We start from the raw sequence: 19,859 nt of genomic DNA on the forward strand, positions 1-19,859 counted from the left end.
GGACGTCGCTGTTCTCGGCCGATGTCTGGCGACTATAGGAGGGTAAAAACGTTCCAACAAGACGTCATGCGGCCATCCGTGGAAACGACCTGACGGCCCCGCAGTTCTGGTGGGTGTCCCGGAGGTGTCCTACGGTGAGGCTGACGTAAAACGTTTTTGATCCGTGGGAATGTCCGGGCCGAAGTCGGAAGGACCTGTCCGTGATCTCTCCAGCCCTGCGACAACTGTTCGACAATCCGCCCCGGGACTTCGGCCCCACCCCGTTGTGGTGGTGGTCCGGCGCGAAGGTCACCCGCGAGCGTCTGGCCTGGCAGCTGCGCCGGTTCGCGGACGGCGGCGTCCACAACCTCGTGGTGATCAACCTGGCCCCGGCAGGACCGACCTTCGGCGCCCGCACCGACGACCCCATGTGGTTCGGCGAGGAGTGGTGGGCCCGCTTCACGGACGCCTGCGAGATCGCCGGGGACCTGGGCACGCGCCTGTGGTTCTACGACCAGATCGGCTTCTCGGGCGCCAACGTCCAGGGCGGCATCACCCGACGGCACCCCGAGTCCGCGGGCCGGGCCCTGCGCTCGCGCCGGGCGGTCGTCCACGGCGGCAGGGTCGCCCTGAAAGGCACCGAGACACTGCTGGGGGCGTACGACAGCGCGGGCGCCCGGCTGCCGGTCACAGGTCTGCCCGCCCGTGCCGGCCAGGAGGAACCGCCGCGGATCGAGACGGCGGACGGCACCGAGGTGCGCCTGGTCCTCACGGTCCCCACGGCCTTCGACTATCTCGACCCCAAGGCCGTCGGTCTGCTGTTCGACGCCATCCATCACGAGTACGACCGCCGCGTCCCCGAGTACCTGGGCAACGTCATCGCCGGCAGCTTCCAGGACGAGCTGCCCGCCACCAACTCCTGGACCGGCCGCCTCCCCGAGGAGTTCCGGGCCCGGCGCGGCTACGACCTCCTCGACCACCTGCCCGCCCTCTTCGGTGGGAGCGGCGACGACACCACCCGGGCCCGCAAGATCCGCGCCGACTACTACGCCGTACGCGCCGAACTCACCGAAGAGGCCCTGTTCCGCCCCCTCGCCGCCTGGCACGACGAGCGCGGCCTCCTCCTGGGCTGCGACCAGAGCCATCCCGCCCGCTCAGGCTTCCCCGCCCAGTCGACACAGCTCTACACCGACTACTTCCGCACCCACCGCTGGTACAGCGCCGCCGGCAGCGACCACCACGGCGACGCCAAGGTGCACTCCTCCATGGCCCACCTCTACGGCCATGAGCGCGTCTGGATCGAGTCGTTCCACTCCTCCGGCTGGGGCGGCACCCTGGAGGAGACCTACGACTGGCTGCTGCCGTTCCTGCGCAGCGGCGCCAACCTGTACAACCCGCACGCCAGTTACTTCGGCACCGCGGGCGGCTGGTTCGAGTGGGCGCCCCCCTCCACCGACTGGCGCCAGCCCTACTGGCAGCAGTACCCCGCCTTCTCCCGGGCCGTCGCCCGGATCTGCTCGATCCTGACCTGGGGCACCTACAGCGCCGACGTGGCGGTGCTGCACCCCGCCGCCACCATGCAGTCCCTCATTCCCCTGGACGCCCCCGTACGGCATTTCGGCGACGGCCGCCTCGGCGAGGCCCACGCCGACGTCGACGAGACCCAGCGCCACTACCTGGAGCTGTGCGGCACGAACAACTGGCTCCGGCCCGACGTGGGCGCCCTCGACCGCCACCGGATCTCCTTCGACGTCATCGACGACGCCTCGGTGCAGGGCGCCAAGGCGGGCGACGGTGCCCTGCGCGTCAGGGAGCAGGCGTACAGCGTGGTCCTGCTGCCCTCGGCGAGCGTCCTGGAGGACGGGACGGCCCGCCGACTGGCCGAACTCCTCGACGCCGGCGGCCGGGTCGTGGTCGTGGGCCGGCCTCCGGCACAGGCCGCGGGGCTGGCCGGTGACGACTCCGCCGTGGCCGCACTCCTGGACCATCCGCGGCTCGAGCGGGTGCCCGACGCCGAGGCCGGTGCGACGGCGGTCGCCGACGCCGCCGGATACGCGACGGGCGAGGTGCCGCTGCTCGTCAGACGGCAGGGCGACTCGGCGGTCGCGCTGGTCACGGGGGCCTTCCCCGACGCCCGGACGCATCCGCCGGGGGACCACCACGAGATCGACCCCGCGCGCTACGCCCGCACCTCCTCCGTCACGGTGCGGGGCCCGGTCGCCGAGGCCGAGATCTGGAACCCGGCGACCGGCGAACGCCGCCCCGGACGCGTCACCGTCACCGACGGCGTCTCGACCATCGAGGTGCCGCTGGAAGGAGCCCCCGCCGCACTCGTCGTATGGCGCGAGGGTCCTCCGGTGGGCGGCACGCTCCCGGCGCCCGCGCAGCGGTCGGAGACGACCGACCTGTCGACCGGCTGGGAGGGACGCCTCGCTCCGACGATGGACAACACCTGGGGCGATCTGGCCCTGCCCGAGGGATCGTCCGTCGCCGAACCGCAGATCTGGACCATGCGGTGGACCGAGAACGACGGCCTCTGGCAACCGGTCAGGGCGACCTACGGCAATCGGGTCCGGGTCCTGCCACCCGTGCCCTCCGCGCAGGCCCCGGCTCCGCTGGACGCCGCCGCGGTCGGGCAAGTCCTCTCGGGAGAGCGGGAGTTGGCGCCCCCGGACTGGGATGTCTCGCTGTACTCGTCGAGCCGTGGCATTCCGGACCCGAACGGGCTGCTCGGCAACAAGGGCCTGGTGCCGGAGGAGTTCGTGCGGGTGCCGGTGCCCGGGAGCGGGACCGTCGCCCGGGTCAGGACCGTCGTGGAGACCGGCCAGCGCGGTCCCGCCGACCTGCACATCGGCGCGGCCGCGACCAAACGCGTGTGGTGGAACGGCACCAGGCTGGAGACCGGCGGCGGCCATCTGGCATCCGCCCGCGTGGAGATCGAGCGCGCCCGCAATGTGCTCGAGTACGAACTGTCCGACGCCCAGGACCGGCCGCAGACCATCTCGGGTGCCGCACACACCCCCTTGGGCAGTTGGTTCTGCCTGTCCCGCCCGGACGGTTTCGCGCCGCGCCCGCTGTTCATGCGTGTCCCCGACGGTGTGCGGCCGGACGGTGGCGTGACCTACCGGGGCCGGTTCCGCCTCCCGGGGCAGGGCGCGGCCGCGGTCCTCGTCGTGGGCGCGGCGGTGGGTGTGACCGTCCTGCTCGACGGAACCGTCGTGGCACGGCAGGAGAAGGTGGAGTACTACGAGTCCGACTGGGGCGCGGTCCCGATGTTCTTCCGGCACGAACTGGAGCCGGGCGGTGGCGATCACGTCCTGGAGGTCGTGGCCGACAGCGTCGACGCGCGGGACGGGATCTACGTCGACCTCGTGGCCGGCACGACCGCTCTGGTCAGCGGCCCGGGCTGGGAGGCCCGGACGGGGCAGTGGAACGGGCCGACGGTCGAACACGAGGGCCGCTGGGGGGAGTTGCAGCACTGTGCTGCCTCGGTACGGCCGCATCCCCTGCCCGGCGCCGAGTGGCTCGCCGGAGCCCCGGTGCTGGGCTCTGCCGCACTGCCCCTGCGATCCACCGACGACCTCCGGGAGGCGGAGCAGCGGTTCCGGTTCACCGTGCCGGCGGGGACCGTGTCGCTGGACCTGCCGCTGGAACTTCCCGCCCGCCTGAGGATCGACGGCGGTCCCGAACTGTCCCTCGACGGACCGGAGATGACGTTGGATCAACCTCTGGACAGGCCGACGGAGTTCGAAATCGTCACCGCCCCCACGGCTGTCCTTCGCGGTGGCTCCGCCTGGCGCGGACCGGTGCGGGTGCGCATGGTTCCGGCACCCCTGCCCCCGGGTGAGTGGGGGGAGTTGGGCCTTGGCGGCTGGAGCGGAGGCGTGACCTACACGCGGACCCTGGAGGTGCCTGCCGGGTCGGACCCGGTGCTGGACCTGGGGCGGGTGCGCGGCAGCGTGGCGGTGCGCGTCGACGGGGAGCTCGTCGGCGAGGCGTTCTGCGCGCCGTACCGCTTCGCGCTGCGCGGCACTGCCGGGCGCACCGTCCGTCTCGAGGTGACCGTGCACAACACGCTGGCCCCGTATCTCGCCGAGGCCACACCGACCGCCTGGGCGTTCCCCTCCCAGCTGCCGTCCGGGCTACTGGGCCCGGTGACGCTAGAAAGGCCCGTCTGAGGCCGCCCTCGTGGAGTCCCGCAGGACCAGTCCCGGAGCGAACACCCGTGCCTCGTGGGCGTGTTCCGCGCGGGCCTCCACCTCGTCGAGGAGCATCTCCACGGCCGCCCTGCCCAGTTCCTCGACCGGCTGGCGGACCGTCGTCAGGGTCGTGCCCACGAAGCTCGCTATGTCCAGGTCGCCGTAGCCGACGACCTGTACGTCCCCGGGGACCTTCACGCCGCGCTCGCCCAGGGTGCGGCACAGCCCCGCCGCGAGGAAGTCGTTGGTGCAGAAGACCCCGTCGGGCAGCTCGTCGAGACCGCGGGCGATCGCGGCGCCGTACGCCACCGTCATCTCCTCGGCCACCACCTGGCCGATGCGTGCCTCGCGCCGGGTGCGCACGGCCTGGCGGGCGCCCTGGTAGCGGTCGGCGCACTGGCGGATCGTGCGCTCGCCGTTCACGACGAGGATGTCGCGCGCCCCGCGGTCCAGCAGGTGCTGCACGGCGATGCGGCCGCCGGCGATGTCGTCGACGGAGACCGAACAACCCTCCTGGGCGGGCATCGCCCGGTCCGCCAGGACCAGCGGGATGCCCCGCTCGCGCAGTCGTGTCAGCCGGGTGGGGTCGGCGCTGAGCGGGACCACCACCGCGCCCACGGCCCGCTGTTCGACGAGCATGGTGAAGTAGCCCTGCTCCCGCTCCGGCGCGTCCCCGCTGTCGCAGAGCACGAGGGAGTAGCCGTGTTCGTACGCCGCGTCCGCGGCACCGCGTGCGATGCGCGAGTAGAACGAGTTGGCCACGTCCGGCAGCACCAGACCGATCGACGAGGAGTGCCCGGTGCGCAGACCGGCGGCTCCCGGATGGGGGACGTAGTCGAGTGCGGCGACCGCGTTGCGGACCCGCTCGGCGGTGCGCGCGTTGACCCGCTCGGGCCGGTTCAGGACGTTGGACACCGTGGAGACCGAGACTCCGGCGGCGGCCGCGACGTCCTGGATACGGGCGGGGCGAACCGAAATGGCGTCCACCCCCCTTGTTGGTGCGGCCGTTCGACCGGGCGACGCAAGTCTACCCTCGTGGAACGTGAAACGTTTTTCGTAGGGGGAGGCGAACCTGCTCCGGCCGGGTCCGTCATCGAAAATCCGGTGAACCTGCACACCGTTCGCCGCTTGGCCGGGGGAAGTCCGGGTCATGGCCGTGGTTGTCCCGCCCCACGCCTTTTGCGTGTCGCCGCGAGGGCGCGGCGCGTGAAGGAAAAGGTGTGTTCGGTGAGCGGGTTGCGGCGCTGGTGAAGCCCTTCGCGTCGGCCGGTGACGGGCAACTGGCAGTGATGCTCAGGGCATGCTTCGATCCGGGTGCCGCCCTCGGCATCGCTTCCTCGAAAGGAACCGCGCGACATGAACTCCGCCCCCCACATCGACACCACCGAGATCCACGACACGGACCTCGACGCCATCTCCGGTGGTGTGGCCGTCGCCGCCGCCGTCGGCCTCCACGTCGAGGTCGGACCGCTCGCGGTCTGCGCCGACGTCGACGCGTTCGCCTCGGCCGAGGGCGTCTCCGCGAAGGCCAACGCGGCAGCCTTCATCGGCTGAACCGGCCACTGCACGCCCGACGGGCCCCGGATCCACGGATCCGGGGCCCGTCGTGTGACGTTCGGGCGCACCGCGTGGTCCCGGTGACATGCTGGCGGTTCCGGAGTGCCTCAGGAGGCCCGCATGCCCGAGCAGCCGTCCGTCCTCGCCTCGCTGGTGTCCGCCCTGCGAGCCGGCTCGATCGAGGTCGTCGACCTCACCTCACCCTTGTCGTCCTCGACACCGGTGATCCAACTGCCCCCGGAGTTCGGGCAGACGGCGACCTTCGAGCTGGAGGAGATCAGCCGGTACGACGACCGCGGACCGGCCTGGTACTGGAACAACTTCCGCAGCGGCGAGCACACCGGCACCCACTTCGACGCCCCGAACCACTGGGCGACCGGGAAGGACCTCGCCGACGTGGCGTCCGTGCCAACGCACCGGCTGATCGCCCCCGTGGCCGTACTGGACTTCACCGCGGAGGCGGCGAAGGACCCCGACTTCCTGGTGGAGGTGGACCACGTCAAGGCCTGGGAGGAGCGCAACGGACCGCTCCCGGAAGGAGGTTGGCTGTTCCTGCGCACTGGCTGGGACGCCCGCTCGCACTCCCAGGAGGCCTTCCTGAACGCCGACGAGAACGGCCCGCACACTCCCGGCCTGTCCCCGGAGTGCGCCCGCTGGGTGGCCGAGGAGTCGCCCGTGATCGGACTCGGCGTGGAGACGGTCGGCACGGACGCGGGGCGTGCCCACTCCTTCGACCCGGCCTTCCCCTGTCACTCCCATCTGATGGGCAGCGGCAAGTACGGCCTCACCCAGCTCCAGAACCTCGCCGCGCTGCCCGCGACCGGCAGCGTCGTCATCGCGGGCCCACTGCCCATCGTCGCGGGCTCCGGCGCACCCGCACGCGTACTCGCGCTGGTGGAACGGCCGTGAAGGTCGCGGAGGCCGTAGGGCGGGCCCTGTACGCGGCCGGTGTCGAGCAGGTCTTCGGCGTCGTCGGTTCCGGCAACTTCCATCTGACCAACGCCATGATCGCGGCCGGGGCCCGATTCGTCGCCGCCCGCCACGAGGGCGGTGCGGCGACGATGGCCGACGCGTACACGCGCGTGAGCGGCACAGTGGCCGCCGTGAGCGTCCACCAGGGACCCGGCCTGACCAACGCGCTGACGGGGATCGCCGAGGCGGCCAAGAGCCGTACTCCGCTGATCGTGCTGGCCGCCGAGGTGACCCGGCCGACCTCCAACTTCTACGTCGACCAAGAGGCGTTGGGGGCGGCGGTGGGCGCGGTGCCGATGCGGGTCGGTACGGCCGAGGACGCCGTGGAACAGGCGTGTGCGGCGGTGCGGCGGGCTGTGCACGAGCGGCGCACGGTTCTGCTCAACCTCCCTCTGGACGTACAGGCGTTGGACGTCCCCGAGGGTGCCCTCGCCCAGGCGGCAGGACCCCCGCCGCGACCGGCCGTCGCGCCGGTCGCTGCCGAAGTGGCGGCTCTGGCCCAGGTGTTGGAGCGGTCCCGGCGGCCCGTCTTCGTGGCCGGCCGCGGAGCACGCTCACCCGGCGCGCGGGACGCCCTCGAAGCCCTCGCCGAGCGCTGCGGCGCGCTGCTGGCGACCTCGGCCGTGGCACGCGGGCTGTTCCACGGCAACCCCTGGTCGCTCGACGTGTCCGGGGGTTTCGCCTCCCCGCTGGCGGCCGAACTCATCGGCGGCGCCGACGTGATCGTCGGCTGGGGCTGTGCCCTGAACATGTGGACCATGCGGCACGGCGCCCTGATCGGCGCCGACACGACCGTGGCGCAGGTCGACGACGACCCCTCGGCCCTCGGCGCGCACCGGGAACTGCACCTCGCGGTCACGGGCGACGCCGAACTCACCGCGCGGCAGGTCCTGGAGGCCGTCGGCGGCAAGCGGGAGGGCTGCCGGACCCCGGACGTCGCCGAGGACATCGCCACCCGGATCCGCTGGCGTGACGTGCCGTACAAGGACACGAGCACCGGTGACCGGATCGATCCCCGCACGCTGAGCATCGCGCTCGACGACATCCTCCCCGCACAGCGGGTGGTCGGCATCGACTCCGGCAACTTCATGGGCCACCCGAGCATGTTCCTGTCGGTGCCCGACCAGGACGGCTTCTGCTTCACCCAGGCCTACCAGTCGATCGGCCTCGGACTCGCCACCGCGATCGGCGCGGCCCTGGCCCGCCCGGACCGGCTCCCGGTGGCCGCGCTCGGCGACGGGGGCGCGCTGATGGGCGCCGCCGACCTGGACACCGTGCGGCGGCTCGGGCTCCCCATGGTCGTCGTCGTGTACAACGACGACGGCTACGGAGCGGAGGTGCACCACTTCGGTCCGGACGGGCACCCGCTGGACACGGTCGAGTTCCCGCCGACGGACATCGCCGCCGTGGCACGCGGCTACGGCTTCGAGGCGGTGACCGTGCGCACCCGAACGGACCTGGCCGCCGTCGAGGACTGGATCGCGGGGCCACGGGCCGCGCCCCTGCTCATCGACGCGAAAGTGGTGCGGGACCGCGGGGCGTGGTGGCTGGAGGAGGCGTTCCGGGGGCACTGAGCCGGTGTGCGGAAACCCTCGGGCGGATCGTCGTCCCGCTGTGTCAGTCTGGCGGCCCGGACGGCCCAGGGGGAGCACTCATGACCGCAGGACCTCGACTCGCGCCTCTGCTGGACCAGTTCGACTGGGCCTGCGAGCGGCTGGCCGGCCGTCTTGCCGGGCCGGTCATGGACAGCGGCGACGGCTCGCGGACCCCGGTCGGTCCGATGACCGACGCCGAACACCTGTGGGAACCCGTGCCGGCCTGCTGGTCGGTGCGGCGGCGTACGGACGGGCCGGGTGCGCGCGCGGCCTTCCTGACCGGAACCGGCGGGTGGGGCAGGGACGGCGCACCGTACCCGCACCCCGTCCCGCCACCGTTCACGACCATCGCGTGGCGCCTGAGCCACCTCGCCGAGATGCTGCTCCTGCGCGCCGACCACACCGCGGGCACCCACTCCCTCACCCGCGAGGACCACCGCAGCAGTGGCACCGCCGCCGAAGCGATCGCCGCCTTCGACACCGCCGCCGCTGCCTGGCGCGAGGCCCTGCTCGGGACCGACGACAGCGACCTCGACACCGTCGGCCGCTGCACCTACCCGCACGGCAGCGACCCCGAGGAGCCGTTCCTGGACGTCGTGTGGTGGGTCAACCAGGAAGTACTGCACCACGGGGCCGAGATCGCCCTGCTGCGCGACCTGTACCGCGAACTGCGGCGCTGAGCGCGGACCGGCGCGGTTCAGACCGCCGCCGGGTACGTCGGGTACTCCACCCCCGAGACGTGCTGGACGACACGGATGACCTGGCAGGAGTAGCCGAACTCGTTGTCGTACCAGAGGTAGAGGATCGCGTTGTCGCCGTCGACCTTTGTGGCGCCTGCGTCGACGATCGAGGCGTGGCGGGAGCCGATGAAGTCGCTGGAGACCGCGTCGGGGGCCGTGGTGAAGTCGATCTGACGCTTGAGCGGGGAGGTCAGCGAGACGTCGCGGAGGTGGTCGAGGACCTCCTCGCGGGTCGTCTCGCGGCCCAGGCGCAGGCTGAGGATCGCGATGGAGACGTCGGGGACCGGGACCCGGATCGAGCTGCCCGTGATCGGCGCCTCGAGGTCGGGCAGTGCCTTGGCGACGGCGGAGGCGGCGCCCGTCTCCGTGATGACCATGTTGAGCGCGGCCGAGCGGCCCCGGCGGTCGGCCTTGTGGTGGTTGTCCAGCAGGTTCTGGTCGTTGGTGAACGAGTGGACCGTCTCGACGTGACCGCGCAGCACGCCGTACTCGTCGGCCATCGCCTTCAGCGGCGGCACGATCGCGTTGGTCGTGCAGGACGCGCAGGACAGGATCTGCTCGTCCGGCTTGATCGTGTCGTGGTTGACGCCGTGCACGATGTTGGGGACGTCACCCTTGCCCGGCGCGGTCAGCACGACCTTGTCGATGCCGGGGCGCAGATGCTGCGAGAGGCCCTCGCGGTCGCGCCACTTGCCGGTGTTGTCGATGAGGATGGCGTCCTTGATGCCGTACGCCGTGTAGTCGACCTCGGACGGGTCGTTCGCGTAGATCACCTTGATGGTGTTGCCGTTGGCGATGATCGCGCCCTCGGACTCGTCGACGGTGATCGTGCCCTGGAACTGGCCGTGGATGGAGTCCCGGCGCAGCAGCGAGGCCCGCTTCACGAGATCCTCCGAGGACCGGTCGCCGCCGCCCCGGACCACGATGGCCCGCAGCCGCAGACCGTTGCCGGAGCCCGCCTTCTCGATCAGCAGCCGGGCCACCAGGCGGCCGATGCGGCCGAAGCCGTAGAGGACGACGTCCCGGGGTTCACGGCGCTCGATCTTGTTGCCGCCCGTCGCGCCGGCCACGGCCTCGGCGGTGAACTCGGCGACGCTCAGCCCGCGGTCGTCGCTCTGGTAGATCTCGGCGAGCCGGCCGATGTCGATCTGTGACGGGCCGAGGTCCAGCGTGGTGAGCGCCTGGACGAACGGCAGGGTGTCGGTGACGGAGAGCTCCTCACCGGCGATCTGCCGGGCGAACCGGTGGGTCTTGAGGATGCTGACCACCGACTTGTTCACCAGCGAACGGCTGTGCAGCAGAACGGTGACGTCCCGCTCCCGGTGCAGCCTCCCGATCATCGGGATCATCGATTCCGCGATCTCCTCGCGGTTCTTCCAGTCGGTGAACGAGTCGTCCTTGACAGTCACAGAATTCTCTTTCGAGCTAGGCGGCGCTCATATGGTAACCCCCTGATGTTTTGATCGATCGTCGGGGTGTCGCAGCTCACGGGCCCAGGAGCCGGGGCGGCGTGGTGTCCGGAACCGGCCGGAGCAGCGAGGGGTGCGCGTCGGCCACCCGCTCCTTCGTGAACGCGGCCACGATCCTGCGGGCCAGGAGGGGATCCGCCGGGAGCGCGTGCGCGGCGAACCAGCGGGCGGCGGCCGGGTCGGGGGAGGGCTCGACGAACTCGGCGCCCGCGTAGTCGTCCAGCGGCGGGTCGTAGACGTAGCCGCAGACCACGTCGTGCCGCACGAGCCGCTGGACCAGGGTGTCCCGGTCGTGCACCAGCAGCGGCACCCGGAACAGCGGGAGCGGCCCGTCGTGCACGGTCCGCTCCCGCAGCGCCGGTGAGGCCCACGGTGTGCCCGCCAGCAGGGCGACCCCGGCCCTGCGCCTGGCGAGGTCCTCGTCGAGGCCGGCCATCCGCAGCGTCAGCTGGCCGCGGACCAGCGAGCCGTGCCGGGAGCGGTAGCCGTGCAGGTCCACCCGGATCCACGGCTCGTACGCCGTCAGGCTCGGCGCCTCCCGCGCGGACACGGTGAGCCGCGGTGCGCGCAGGTCCATCCGGAACGCGTCCCGCTCCAGCAGCCCCAGCCGTTCCATGGCCCGCCACGCCGGTCGCACCAGACGCAGCGTGCGGACAGCGGACCGGGCCAGCGGGCGCAGGGTCGTGGCGAGGTCCTCGCGGAGCCGGCCCGGGGTCAGCAGATCGTCCCGCAGCAGCTCCAGCTCCCGGCGCGTGCGCGCGTCCTCGACGGCGAGGAAACCGCCCGCCATTCCCGCCACGTGCTTGGACAGGCTGAACGCCGCCGCCCTGCCGAAGGTCCCGATCGGCTGTCCGTCCACGTGACTGCCGATCGCGTGCGCCGCGTCCTCGAACAGCGGGATCCCCAACTGTGCGCAACGGCGCCGCAGTTCGAGAACCCGGTCGGGTACGCCGTAGAGGTTGCTGGTCAGGACGGCGTCCACGTCGCGCCAGGTCGACTCCGGCACCGCGGCCGGGTCGATGTTGCCGTCCCACGCGGACACGGGGGCCTGCACGGGGCGCAGTCCGGCGGCCAGGACCACGAACAGGATCACGTCGTCGGTCACCGGCGACATGAGCACCCGCGCACCTGGTCGGCACCAGCGCCGGAACGCCAGGTACAGGGCCAGCCGGGCCGAGGGCGTGTAGACGCACTCGCGTCCCAGCCGTCGTGTCATCGTCGCGGCCAGCCGTGAGCCGTAGGGCATCGGCACCCCTTGTGTCGATGGGCCGGAGAAGGTCCGGAGAAGGGCTGAGCAGGAGAGCGGCGCTGCCCGCGTCCCCGATGGCGGGCGGAGGCGCTCAGGACGAGACGTCAGGGTGCTTCGAGCGCTGCGGGTGAACCGGGCAGGTGCGCTCAGCTCGCCATCGGGCCCGCCTTGCCGGAGTCCGACGAGCGTGCGGACGTGCGCAGCGTGCCCACGGTCTTGAGGAGGCGGTCGGCGGGCTCGCGCAGGGCCGGATGGGCGTTGACCGTGTTGCGCAGCCCCCGCACCGGGCGGCGCCACAGACGGTGCGCCGTCGCGACCGGATGCGGGCGGGTGGCGAATCCTTCCGCCACGCGCAGCTCACGCGTCTTGAGCCAGTCCTTCCACTCCTTGTCACCGCGCCCCATGTCCATGAGCCGCGCCCCCCGACGGCCCGCCGCCTCGGCCATCCGCAGATGCATGATCAGGCCGGGGGAGTAGTAGCGCAGCTCGGGGTCGTACGCGGTGAACCACGGGGCGAACACCGTGCGCGAGGTCGGTCCGAAGTGGGCGGCCACCGGCCGGTCCCCGGCGTACACGACCGACAGCACACCGGTGAAGTGCTCCTCGCGGACCTGGAAAAGGTCCTCCACCAGGCCCACGATCCATGGCCGCGCGAACCGGTCCATCCGGCCCGTCCTGCGGTACTGGGCGGACTTCCACTGCATCAGGGTGCGCAGCGCCGCCGGGTCCCGCTCGTCGAACACGAACCGCATCTCGCCGAGGTCGCGGGTGAGCCGGCGTTCCTTCTTGAGCGTCGTCTTGGCGAGCCCCGGGTACGCGCCGCGCAGCCACTCCGGGTAACTGTCGCTGCCGACCTTCAGATCGATCACCGGGGAGGCGAACGTCCCCGTGACGTAGGGGGCGAAGGGCCGCTGCTCCTCGACGAGGTGGTCGAACTCGAACACCGAGAGCCGGCAGGCCTTGAGCAGGGCCCGCGTCTCCCAGGTGATCCCGGGGCGGTGCACGAGACCCTGGCAGTCGGAGAGCCCGAGCCCGACCGCCCGGCCGACACCGAAGGAGTTGCGTTCGTACGGGAGGAAGCCCACCGCCTCACCGCGCTGGTGCAGGACCGCCACCCTGGCACCGCCGCGGTGTCTGCCGATCCCGGCCGCGAACTCCGGTGCCAGGAACGGGTTGGCGTAGTCGGGCGACTCGTCCATCGCCCGGTGCCAGGCCTTGCGGAGCGAGGTGTCGAGTTCTTCGGGTCTGTGGATCGTTATGTCCGTGTCACTGCTCATGGATCGCATGGGCGACCGCTCCCCCCAGTTCCCCCCACGACGCGGCGTCCGCGTCCCGCCGAGCGAAATGTCGGCAAGGATCAAACGTCGCCAAACAGTACGCATGCTGTCAAGGGTGCCTGCCGTAACGGAAGAGTGCGGATCGGACACTTCTGGTTCCCGCGGCCGGTCACCCCAGCAGCCGCCGCTCCTTGGCGACCGCCACCGCGCCCGCCCGGGTCTCGACGCCCAACTTGCCGTAGATCCGGCCCAGATGGGTCTTGACGGTCGCCTCGCTGATGAACAGGGCGCGGGCGATCTCCCGGTTGCCGAGGCCGAGGGCGAGCTGCGCGAGGATGTCGTGCTCGCGCGCGGACAGGGCGGGGCGAGGGCTGCGCAGCCGGGTCAGCAGTCGGTCCGCCACCGGGGCGGACAAGGTGCCGCGGCCGGTGGCGGCGTCGCGGATCGCAGTGAACAACTCCTCGGGCTGTTCGGCCTTGAGGAGATAGCCGGTGGCACCCGCCTCGATCGCCCGGGTGATGTCGGCGTCGGTGTCGAACATCGTCAGCACCAGCACCCGGGGGCCCTGCGCGCCCCGGGCGGTCAGCATCCGGGTGGCCGTCACCCCGTCCATCCCGCCGTCGAGTTGAAGATCCATCAGTACGACGTCGGGGCTCAGATGGGCCGCCATGGCGAGTGCCTCCTCGCCGGTCGCCGCCTCCCCGACGACGTCGATACCGCCGGCGCTGGACAGCAGGGCGCGCAGCCCGGCGCGGACGACGGCATGGTCGTCGCAGAGCAGCAGCCGCACGGGGGAGGAGGGGAGTGACGTACTCACAGGGCGGGCTCCTTGACCACGAGGGGGACGGCGACCGACACCACGGTGCCCTCGCCCGGTGTGGACTCCACGGTGAGCGTGCCGCCGGCCTGCCGGGCCCGGATCCGCATGGCGGGGAGACCGTGTCCGCGCGGTGACGTCGGCCGGGGACGTCGAGGACCGCCGGTCTCGAAGCCCCGCCCGTTGTCGGCGATGTCCAGCGACACCTGATCGTCCAGCCAGGTCAGCGTGAGCGCGGCCCTGGTCGCCGCCGCGTGCTCGCGTACGTTGGCCAGCGCGCCCTGGGCGATCCGCACGAGCGCCGCCGCGACCCGCTCCGGCAGCGGGCCCGGTGCCCCGTCGAGCCGGAACTCCACGCTCAGCCCCGGACCGTTCTCGCGCCGGGCGAGTTCTTCGAGCGCCTGCGCGAGAGAGCGCTCCGTGAGGTCGGCCGGAGCCAGGTCGTGCACGAAACGGCGGGCCTCGGCGAGGCTGTGCGAGGTGATCTCCGCCGCCGCCCGGGCGTGCTCCCGGGCCGCCCGCGGGTCGGTGCCCCACACCCGCTCGGCGGCCTGGAGCAGCATCCGCTGACTGGACAGACCCTGGGCGAGGGTGTCGTGGATCTCCGCGGACAGCCGCTGACGTTCCGCCAGGACACCGGCCCGCCGCTCGGTGGCGGCGAGTTCGCGCCGGGTGCGCACCAGGTCCTCGATCAGGAGCCGCTGCCGGGCCCCCTGCCGCTGGAGGTGCACCAGTACGGCGGTGGCGACCGCGGCGACCGCGGGCGGGGCCACGACCATGTTGGGGTTGATCGGTCCTTCGGCCACCCGTATCTCGCAGAGCACGACCAGCGCGGTGAGCACCGCCGCCGACGGCACCGCGATTCTCGCGGGCAGCGCGTGCAGCCCGGCGAACAGCAGGGGCATCACACACCAGGTGGCGCTCGGTGTGACGGCGAGCAGGACGACCCACACGGCGGTGACCGAGCCCAGCCAGAACAGATGACGCCGGGTGGGCGGCAGCCCCGGGCGGGGCGGCGGGGCCAGCGGATGCCCGAGGACGTAGAGCAGAAGGAAGAACGCGAACAGCGCCACCACCGGCCCGGTGTGCGCCCCGCCCTGGTCGCGGCTCAGGAAGCGGACGAACGACGAGCCCAACAGCAGGAAGAACGCGCCGTGCACGATCGCGCCCAGCCAGCGCTCGTCCGGGTCGGTGTGGTTCATGTTCCGTGTCTAACGCCCGGGCCGAAGGACCGCATCAACCGATCGGCTGACATGACGGTCACCCGAACCTCCTCGCGGCACAAGCCTGTTGACCGAGCCGGAGGCCCGGCTCCCGCACCGAGGCTGGCAGCAGAGCGACGACCTCCGAAAGGGCCCAGGATGCCAGCCAAGAACCTCACCGCCAACCGCGCCGCCCTCGGCCACCGCCTCGGCTACGCCCTGCGCCACCCCGACCGCGTGCCCCGCCACTTGGCCCGCGCGGCCCGCGACCTGTGGCTCGGCCACCGCCACCCGGACCACGTCTCCTACTACCGGGCCGTGATGCGCTCCGACACCCGCACCGACCCTGACGCGGCCGTCGGCAGCCGCAACCGGGAACGCTGGATGGCGCTCGGGGCCATGCAGTTCGACTACCTGCTCGGCCACGGCCTGCGGCCCGAGCACCGGATGCTGGAGATCGGCTGCGGCAACCTGCGCGGGGGCTGGCGGTTCATCCGCCATCTGGAACCGGGCCGCTACCACGGGATCGACATCTCGCCCGACATCCTCTTCGCCGCCCAGGACACGATCGTCGAGATGGGACTGGAGAAGCGGCTGCCGAGCCTGACCCCGGTCCGCGACCTGACCCTGCGGTTCCTGCCCGACGCACACTTCGACGTCGTGCACGCGCACAGCGTCTTCTCGCACTCCCCGCTCCCGGTGATCGAGGAGTGCCTGGCCCACGTCGGCCGGGTGCTCGCCCCCGGTGGCTGGTTCGACTTCACCTTCGACCGCACCGAGGGCGAGGAGCACCAAGTACTGCGGGAGGACTTCTACTACCGGGTCGAGACGCTCGTCGTCCTCGCCGAGAGGCACGGCCTGCGGGCCCGGTTCATGGACGACTGGGAGGAGCTCCCGCACGGCCAGTCCAAGATCCGGGTGACCCACGGCGTGCCACGGCTTCAGTGAGGGGACCTCAGGGGTGGGATCTCGTCGGACCGTCGACCTTGGCCCCGGGTGCTGCTCTCGCGGTCGCCGTGGTGATGGGCCGCGCCTGGTAGAGCCACAGTTTCCCGTCCACGTCGAAGGCGAACTCCAGGTCCACCGGCCCGCCGAGGACCCGCTCGGTCTTCTTCGCCAGCGCCACGAGCCGGGTGATCCGCCGGTGGGGCAGCAGCCGCCGCCGGGCCGGTTCGGGCGGTTCGGTCCGCACCAGCCGGGCGAAGCGGGTCAGCTGGTAGTGCACGCCCTGCGTGCCGCCGTCGACAAGTTGGCCGGGTTCGCCGCTCACCACGGTGACCAGGAGCCGGTCGGTGTGCCCGGTGACCGGGTCGGCGGTGGACAGCACTCCGCCGACGGCTGCTCGCAGCATCGGCTGCACCAGCACCGCCGTTCCGCCGTCCGGCGGCCCTGGTAGCTGCGCCTGCCGAGCCGGATCCAGTACGGCCCGCACGGCGTCCTGGAACGCCTCCCAGCCCCGTACGCCGGGCACCGGGTCGATGGGGCCGGCCGCCGAGAACTCCTCGGTGTCTCCGTGCACGGAGGAGGGTCTGACCACCAGGGCCTCCGCGATGTCGTCGAGGACCTGCCAGACGCCGTGCACCGCGTCGCCGCCGGCGGGAGCCCCGGGCGCGCGGTCGGCGGGCACCAGCACGAATCCCGGCAGCACCGGCAGCCCGGCCACGGCGGACCGGGCCAGGTTCGCGGCCCGGGCCCCCGTGACGGCCGGGTTCTTCGCCTGTTCCGTGCCGAGCGCCACCACGGCGAGCTGCGCCAGCGGATTTCCCATGAACTGCTCCTTGAGCCCGTGATCCATATTGCTTGAGTCAGGCAAGCATATTTGAGTTACTTGAGTCAAGCAAATAAATGATATGCATGGTGTGCCGATAACGACCCGGGGTCTTGTTAGGACAATCGCCGGGCATCTAGGGTCGACTCCGGGGAGCAAGCGCTTTCCCTGCACGTCAGCGTCCCTGTGCCGGACGCCCGAGGAGGACCGTATGCCCCGTCCAGCCCGCCGCCGCGCAGCCGTGGTCGGCACCGGCGCCATCGTCAGCGGCAGCCATCTGCCCGCGCTCAGGGCCCACGCGGAGCGGGTGGAACTGGTCGCCGCCGTCGACGTGGACCAGGGCAGACTCGACGCCTTCCAGGAGCTCGCGGGCGCCGGGGTCGCCGGGTACACCTCGATGGACGAGATGCTGGACGCCGTACGCCCCGATCTGGTCCTCATCGGCACCCCGCCCTCGCTGCATCGGGAGCAGACGGTGGCCGCACTCAAGGCGGGTGCCTGGGTGCTGTGCGAGAAGCCGCTGACGCTGTCGCTCGCCGAGTACGACGAGATCGCCGCGGCCGAGGAGGCCTCCGGCGCCTACGCCTCCGTCGTCTTCCAGCACCGCTACGGCTCCGGAGCCGACCACGCGCGCGAGCTCATCACCAGCGGTGAGCTGGGCGCCCCCCGGGTCGCGCACTGCCAGACCACCTGGCACCGGGACTCCGCCTACTACGCCGTACCGTGGCGCGGGACCTGGGCCAGTGAGGGCGGCGGCCCGACCATGGGCCACGGCATCCACCAGTACGACCTTCTCCTGCACCTGCTCGGCCCGTGGGCGGAGATCCGTGCCATGGCGGCCCGGCTGGTCCACGACACCGAGAGCGAGGACGTCTCCACGGCTCTCGTCCGGTTCGAGAACGGCGCCCTTGCCACCGTCGTCAACAGCGTGCTGTCACCCGACGAGGTGAGCCGCATCCGCATCGACTGCGCCGACGCGACCGTCGAACTCACCCACCTGTACGGCCATCGCAACGAGGACTGGACCTACGTCCCCGCCCCCCACGTGGCCGCCGACCGCGTCGACGCCTGGCGCACGCCCGCCTCCGACGTGCCCAGCTCGCACGCGGCCCAGCTCGGCACGCTCCTCGACGCGTACGACAACGGTGTCAGGCCTCCCGGCAGCGGCACCGAGGCGCGTGCCACCCTCGAGTTCGCCGCCGCGCTCTACAAGTCGGCGTTCACGGGGCAGCCCGTGCACGCCGGTGAGATCGCGCCCGGAGACCCCTTCTACCCGGCCATGCACGGCGACCACCCCCACTGGGCCCCCAAGGAGCGCGCATGAGCATCCGCGTCAGCCACGTCCACGGCGAACACATCGCCGTCGAGGCGGCGAACGGCACGGAGATCCTCCGCTACGTCTACCGACCCGACCTCGAGGCCTTCGAGGCCAGGAAGCCCTACGCCCATCCGGTGCGCACCCTCGCCGGGAACACGGTGACCGGCTACCGCCCGAACGACCACCGCTGGCACAAGGGCCTGCAGATGACGGCGAGTCATCTGTCCGGGCAGAACTTCTGGGGCGGCAACTGCTATGTCCACGGGCAGGGTTATCTGCCCCTGCCGGAACGCGTCGGCTCGATGCGGCACGACGGCTTCCCCGTGCTCACGGTCGACGACGACCGTCTCATCTTCACCGAGGAGCTCACCTGGGTGGAGAACGGCGGCACCGAGTGGGCGCGCGAAGTCCGCGGCATCACCGTCCACTCGGTCGACGAGGAGGCCGGCTCCTGGGCCCTGGACTGGTCGATCCGCCTCACCAACACCCGTGACGAGCCCCTCGCTTTCGGCTCCCCGACCACCGCGGGCCGTGAGATGGCCGGCTACACGGGACTGCAGTGGCGCGGTCCCCGCGACTTCACCGGTGGCGCGGTCTTCGCGCCGGGCACCGACGCCGACGCGGACAAGCTGATGGGCAGTCAGAGCCCCTGGCTCGCCTTCACCACCGAGCACGACGACGTGGACGCCCGCTCCACGCTCGTCTTCGCGCACGCCCCCGAGAACCTCGACGCGAACAGCGCGATCCACGAGTCGCACTGGTTCGTGCGCTCCGAGCCCTTCCCGACGGTCGCGTACTCGTGGGCGTTCTTCGAGGAGTTCGAACTGCCGCCGGGGGAGTCCTTCGAGTACCGCTACCGGCTGGTCGTCGCCGACGGCGCCTGGGACACCGAACGGGTCGGTGACCACCTGGAGGGGCTGCCATGGTGAGCGGGCCGGAGCTTTCGGGGTTTCCCCATCCGTTGCCCGGCGCCGTGGGCCTGTCCCACCTGAGCGCCTACGACTGGGAGGCCGCGGACGGCGTCTGCGGCGGCAGCCCGCATCTGCACCTGGTCTGCACGGAGGCCTACGTCGTCACCGGCGGCCGGGGCGCGGTGCAGACGCTGAGCCCCGACGGATACCGCGAGATTCCCCTGGAGCCGGGCTCGGTCGTCTGGTTCACGCCGGGCACCGTGCACCGCATGGTCCAGGGCGGCGACCTGCGGATCACCGTGCTGATGCAGAACAGCGGCCTGCCCGAGGCCGGCGACGCCGTCTTCACCTTCCCGACCGAGGTGCTGGCCGACCCTTCGCGGTACGCCGATGCCGCCCGACTCCCGCCAGGTACGGGGCCGGAGACGGCCTCGGTCGCCCGCAAGCGCCGGGACCTCGCGATCGAGGGCTACCTCGGCCTGCGCGAGGCCCTGGTCGCCGGGGACAACGGCCCGTACCTGGAGTTCCAGCGGGCCGCCGCGCGTCTGGTGCGGGAGAAGGTGCCCGACTGGCGCGAGCTGTGGCAGGCGGGGGCGCTGGCCACCGCCGAGCGCACCGGCGCCCAGCTCGACGCGCTGGCGGCCGGCGAGCCCGCGTACCTCGGTGAGGCGACCGCCCACGAGGCGGCGCCCACCCGGCTCGGCGGCTTCGGGATGTGCGGCCGGCGGGACGAGTACAACCTGCCGGGCACGACGCTGCCGTACCGCGGCGAGTAACACCGCTCGCTCCGGGGGGAGTTACGAGCG

The 19,859-nt window shown here is 72.0% G+C and carries 16 protein-coding genes; 9 read left to right on the forward strand and 7 right to left on the reverse strand.

From position 1 onward, the window contains the following. Positions 1-200 precede the first annotated feature (200 nt). Entirely contained in the window at positions 201-4,157 is a 3,957-nt protein-coding gene (locus ACFYRX_RS19855; RefSeq protein WP_389101265.1) for a glycosyl hydrolase, read from the forward strand. Here the strand turns inward: ACFYRX_RS19855 and ACFYRX_RS19860 are convergent. Continuing rightward, on the reverse strand, positions 4,140-5,165 hold the full coding sequence (locus ACFYRX_RS19860) for a LacI family DNA-binding transcriptional regulator (protein ID WP_389101267.1): 1,026 nt from the start codon (positions 5,163-5,165) through the stop codon (positions 4,140-4,142). The two genes, ACFYRX_RS19855 and ACFYRX_RS19860, sit on opposite strands and share 18 nt — an antisense overlap. 369 nt (positions 5,166-5,534) lie before the next feature. Between ACFYRX_RS19860 and ACFYRX_RS19865 the strand changes: the two genes are divergently transcribed. From ACFYRX_RS19865 to ACFYRX_RS19880, 4 genes are all read left to right on the forward strand, one after another. Continuing rightward, a complete protein-coding gene (locus ACFYRX_RS19865; protein ID WP_389101269.1) occupies positions 5,535-5,732 on the forward strand; it encodes a hypothetical protein in 198 nt (65 codons plus the stop codon). A 123-nt stretch (positions 5,733-5,855) separates the two neighbouring features. Beyond that, positions 5,856-6,644, forward strand: coding sequence for a cyclase family protein (locus ACFYRX_RS19870; RefSeq protein ID WP_389101271.1), 789 nt, complete (start codon positions 5,856-5,858; stop codon positions 6,642-6,644). Then, a complete protein-coding gene (locus tag ACFYRX_RS19875; protein ID WP_389101273.1) occupies positions 6,641-8,281 on the forward strand; it encodes a thiamine pyrophosphate-binding protein in 1,641 nt (546 codons plus the stop codon). The genes ACFYRX_RS19870 and ACFYRX_RS19875 overlap by 4 nt, the downstream gene beginning before the upstream one ends. A gap of 80 nt (positions 8,282-8,361) precedes the next feature. Beyond that, entirely contained in the window at positions 8,362-8,982 is a 621-nt protein-coding gene (locus tag ACFYRX_RS19880; RefSeq protein WP_389101275.1) for a DinB family protein, read from the forward strand. Positions 8,983-8,999: 17 nt separating this feature from the next. Here the strand turns inward: ACFYRX_RS19880 and ACFYRX_RS19885 are convergent, their stop codons facing one another. From ACFYRX_RS19885 to ACFYRX_RS19905, 5 genes are all read right to left on the reverse strand, one after another. Beyond that, positions 9,000-10,451 carry a glyceraldehyde-3-phosphate dehydrogenase gene (locus ACFYRX_RS19885; protein WP_389101277.1) on the reverse strand — a complete coding sequence of 484 codons (1,452 nt, stop codon included), beginning with the start codon at positions 10,449-10,451 and terminating at the stop codon, positions 9,000-9,002. Between the two features lie 76 nt (positions 10,452-10,527). Next, positions 10,528-11,757: a DegT/DnrJ/EryC1/StrS family aminotransferase gene (locus tag ACFYRX_RS19890; protein ID WP_389101279.1), complete on the reverse strand. Its 1,230-nt coding sequence runs from the start codon at positions 11,755-11,757 to the stop codon at positions 10,528-10,530. Between the two features lie 149 nt (positions 11,758-11,906). Then, positions 11,907-13,046 (reverse strand): GNAT family N-acetyltransferase, encoded by a 1,140-nt coding sequence (locus ACFYRX_RS19895; protein ID WP_389101281.1) that lies wholly within the window; start codon positions 13,044-13,046, stop codon positions 11,907-11,909. A 160-nt stretch (positions 13,047-13,206) separates the two neighbouring features. Further along, positions 13,207-13,854 carry a response regulator gene (locus ACFYRX_RS19900; protein ID WP_389101283.1) on the reverse strand — a complete coding sequence of 216 codons (648 nt, stop codon included), beginning with the start codon at positions 13,852-13,854 and terminating at the stop codon, positions 13,207-13,209. Continuing rightward, positions 13,851-15,056: a sensor histidine kinase gene (locus tag ACFYRX_RS19905; protein ID WP_389101285.1), complete on the reverse strand. Its 1,206-nt coding sequence runs from the start codon at positions 15,054-15,056 to the stop codon at positions 13,851-13,853. Before ACFYRX_RS19905 ends, ACFYRX_RS19900 begins: the two co-directional genes overlap by 4 nt. A gap of 159 nt (positions 15,057-15,215) precedes the next feature. Here ACFYRX_RS19905 and ACFYRX_RS19910 point away from each other — a divergent pair, with 159 nt between their 5' ends. Then, a complete protein-coding gene (locus ACFYRX_RS19910; protein ID WP_389101287.1) occupies positions 15,216-16,004 on the forward strand; it encodes a class I SAM-dependent methyltransferase in 789 nt (262 codons plus the stop codon). Between the two features lie 7 nt (positions 16,005-16,011). Here ACFYRX_RS19910 and ACFYRX_RS19915 read toward each other — a convergent pair whose 3' ends face one another. Beyond that, the gene (locus ACFYRX_RS19915) at positions 16,012-16,824 is read right to left on the reverse strand and encodes a PEP/pyruvate-binding domain-containing protein (protein ID WP_389101289.1); all 813 of its coding nucleotides are present in this window, start codon (positions 16,822-16,824) and stop codon (positions 16,012-16,014) included. Positions 16,825-17,035: 211 nt separating this feature from the next. Between ACFYRX_RS19915 and ACFYRX_RS19920 the strand changes: the two genes are divergently transcribed. From ACFYRX_RS19920 to ACFYRX_RS19930, 3 genes are read left to right on the forward strand one after another with little or no spacing between them, the layout of a single operon-like run. Continuing rightward, on the forward strand, positions 17,036-18,148 hold the full coding sequence (locus tag ACFYRX_RS19920) for a Gfo/Idh/MocA family protein (RefSeq protein ID WP_389101291.1): 1,113 nt from the start codon (positions 17,036-17,038) through the stop codon (positions 18,146-18,148). Next, a complete protein-coding gene (locus tag ACFYRX_RS19925) occupies positions 18,145-19,071 on the forward strand; it encodes a PmoA family protein (protein WP_389101293.1) in 927 nt (308 codons plus the stop codon). The genes ACFYRX_RS19920 and ACFYRX_RS19925 overlap by 4 nt, the downstream gene beginning before the upstream one ends. Further along, the gene (locus tag ACFYRX_RS19930) at positions 19,065-19,829 is read left to right on the forward strand and encodes a cupin (RefSeq protein ID WP_389101295.1); all 765 of its coding nucleotides are present in this window, start codon (positions 19,065-19,067) and stop codon (positions 19,827-19,829) included. Before ACFYRX_RS19925 ends, ACFYRX_RS19930 begins: the two co-directional genes overlap by 7 nt. The last annotated feature ends 30 nt before the right edge of the window (positions 19,830-19,859 follow it).

Source organism: Streptomyces sp. NPDC005374, assembly GCF_042872225.1.
Taxonomy (GTDB): domain Bacteria; phylum Actinomycetota; class Actinomycetes; order Streptomycetales; family Streptomycetaceae; genus Streptomyces.

What these genes read in the sequence shown, in the direction of transcription:
- ACFYRX_RS19865 (WP_389101269.1), top strand. Translation starts at nt 5,535, where the DNA reads ATGAACTCCGCCCCCCACATCGACACCACCGAGATCCACGACACGGAC.
- ACFYRX_RS19870 (WP_389101271.1), top strand. Translation starts at nt 5,856, where the DNA reads ATGCCCGAGCAGCCGTCCGTCCTCGCCTCGCTGGTGTCCGCCCTGCGA.
- ACFYRX_RS19880 (WP_389101275.1), top strand. Translation starts at nt 8,362, where the DNA reads ATGACCGCAGGACCTCGACTCGCGCCTCTGCTGGACCAGTTCGACTGG.
- ACFYRX_RS19890 (WP_389101279.1), bottom strand. Translation starts at nt 11,757, where the DNA reads ATGCCCTACGGCTCACGGCTGGCCGCGACGATGACACGACGGCTGGGA.
- ACFYRX_RS19895 (WP_389101281.1), bottom strand. Translation starts at nt 13,046, where the DNA reads ATGCGATCCATGAGCAGTGACACGGACATAACGATCCACAGACCCGAA.
- ACFYRX_RS19905 (WP_389101285.1), bottom strand. Translation starts at nt 15,056, where the DNA reads ATGAACCACACCGACCCGGACGAGCGCTGGCTGGGCGCGATCGTGCAC.
- ACFYRX_RS19910 (WP_389101287.1), top strand. Translation starts at nt 15,216, where the DNA reads ATGCCAGCCAAGAACCTCACCGCCAACCGCGCCGCCCTCGGCCACCGC.
- ACFYRX_RS19915 (WP_389101289.1), bottom strand. Translation starts at nt 16,824, where the DNA reads ATGGGAAATCCGCTGGCGCAGCTCGCCGTGGTGGCGCTCGGCACGGAA.
- ACFYRX_RS19920 (WP_389101291.1), top strand. Translation starts at nt 17,036, where the DNA reads ATGCCCCGTCCAGCCCGCCGCCGCGCAGCCGTGGTCGGCACCGGCGCC.
- ACFYRX_RS19925 (WP_389101293.1), top strand. Translation starts at nt 18,145, where the DNA reads ATGAGCATCCGCGTCAGCCACGTCCACGGCGAACACATCGCCGTCGAG.
- ACFYRX_RS19930 (WP_389101295.1), top strand. Translation starts at nt 19,065, where the DNA reads ATGGTGAGCGGGCCGGAGCTTTCGGGGTTTCCCCATCCGTTGCCCGGC.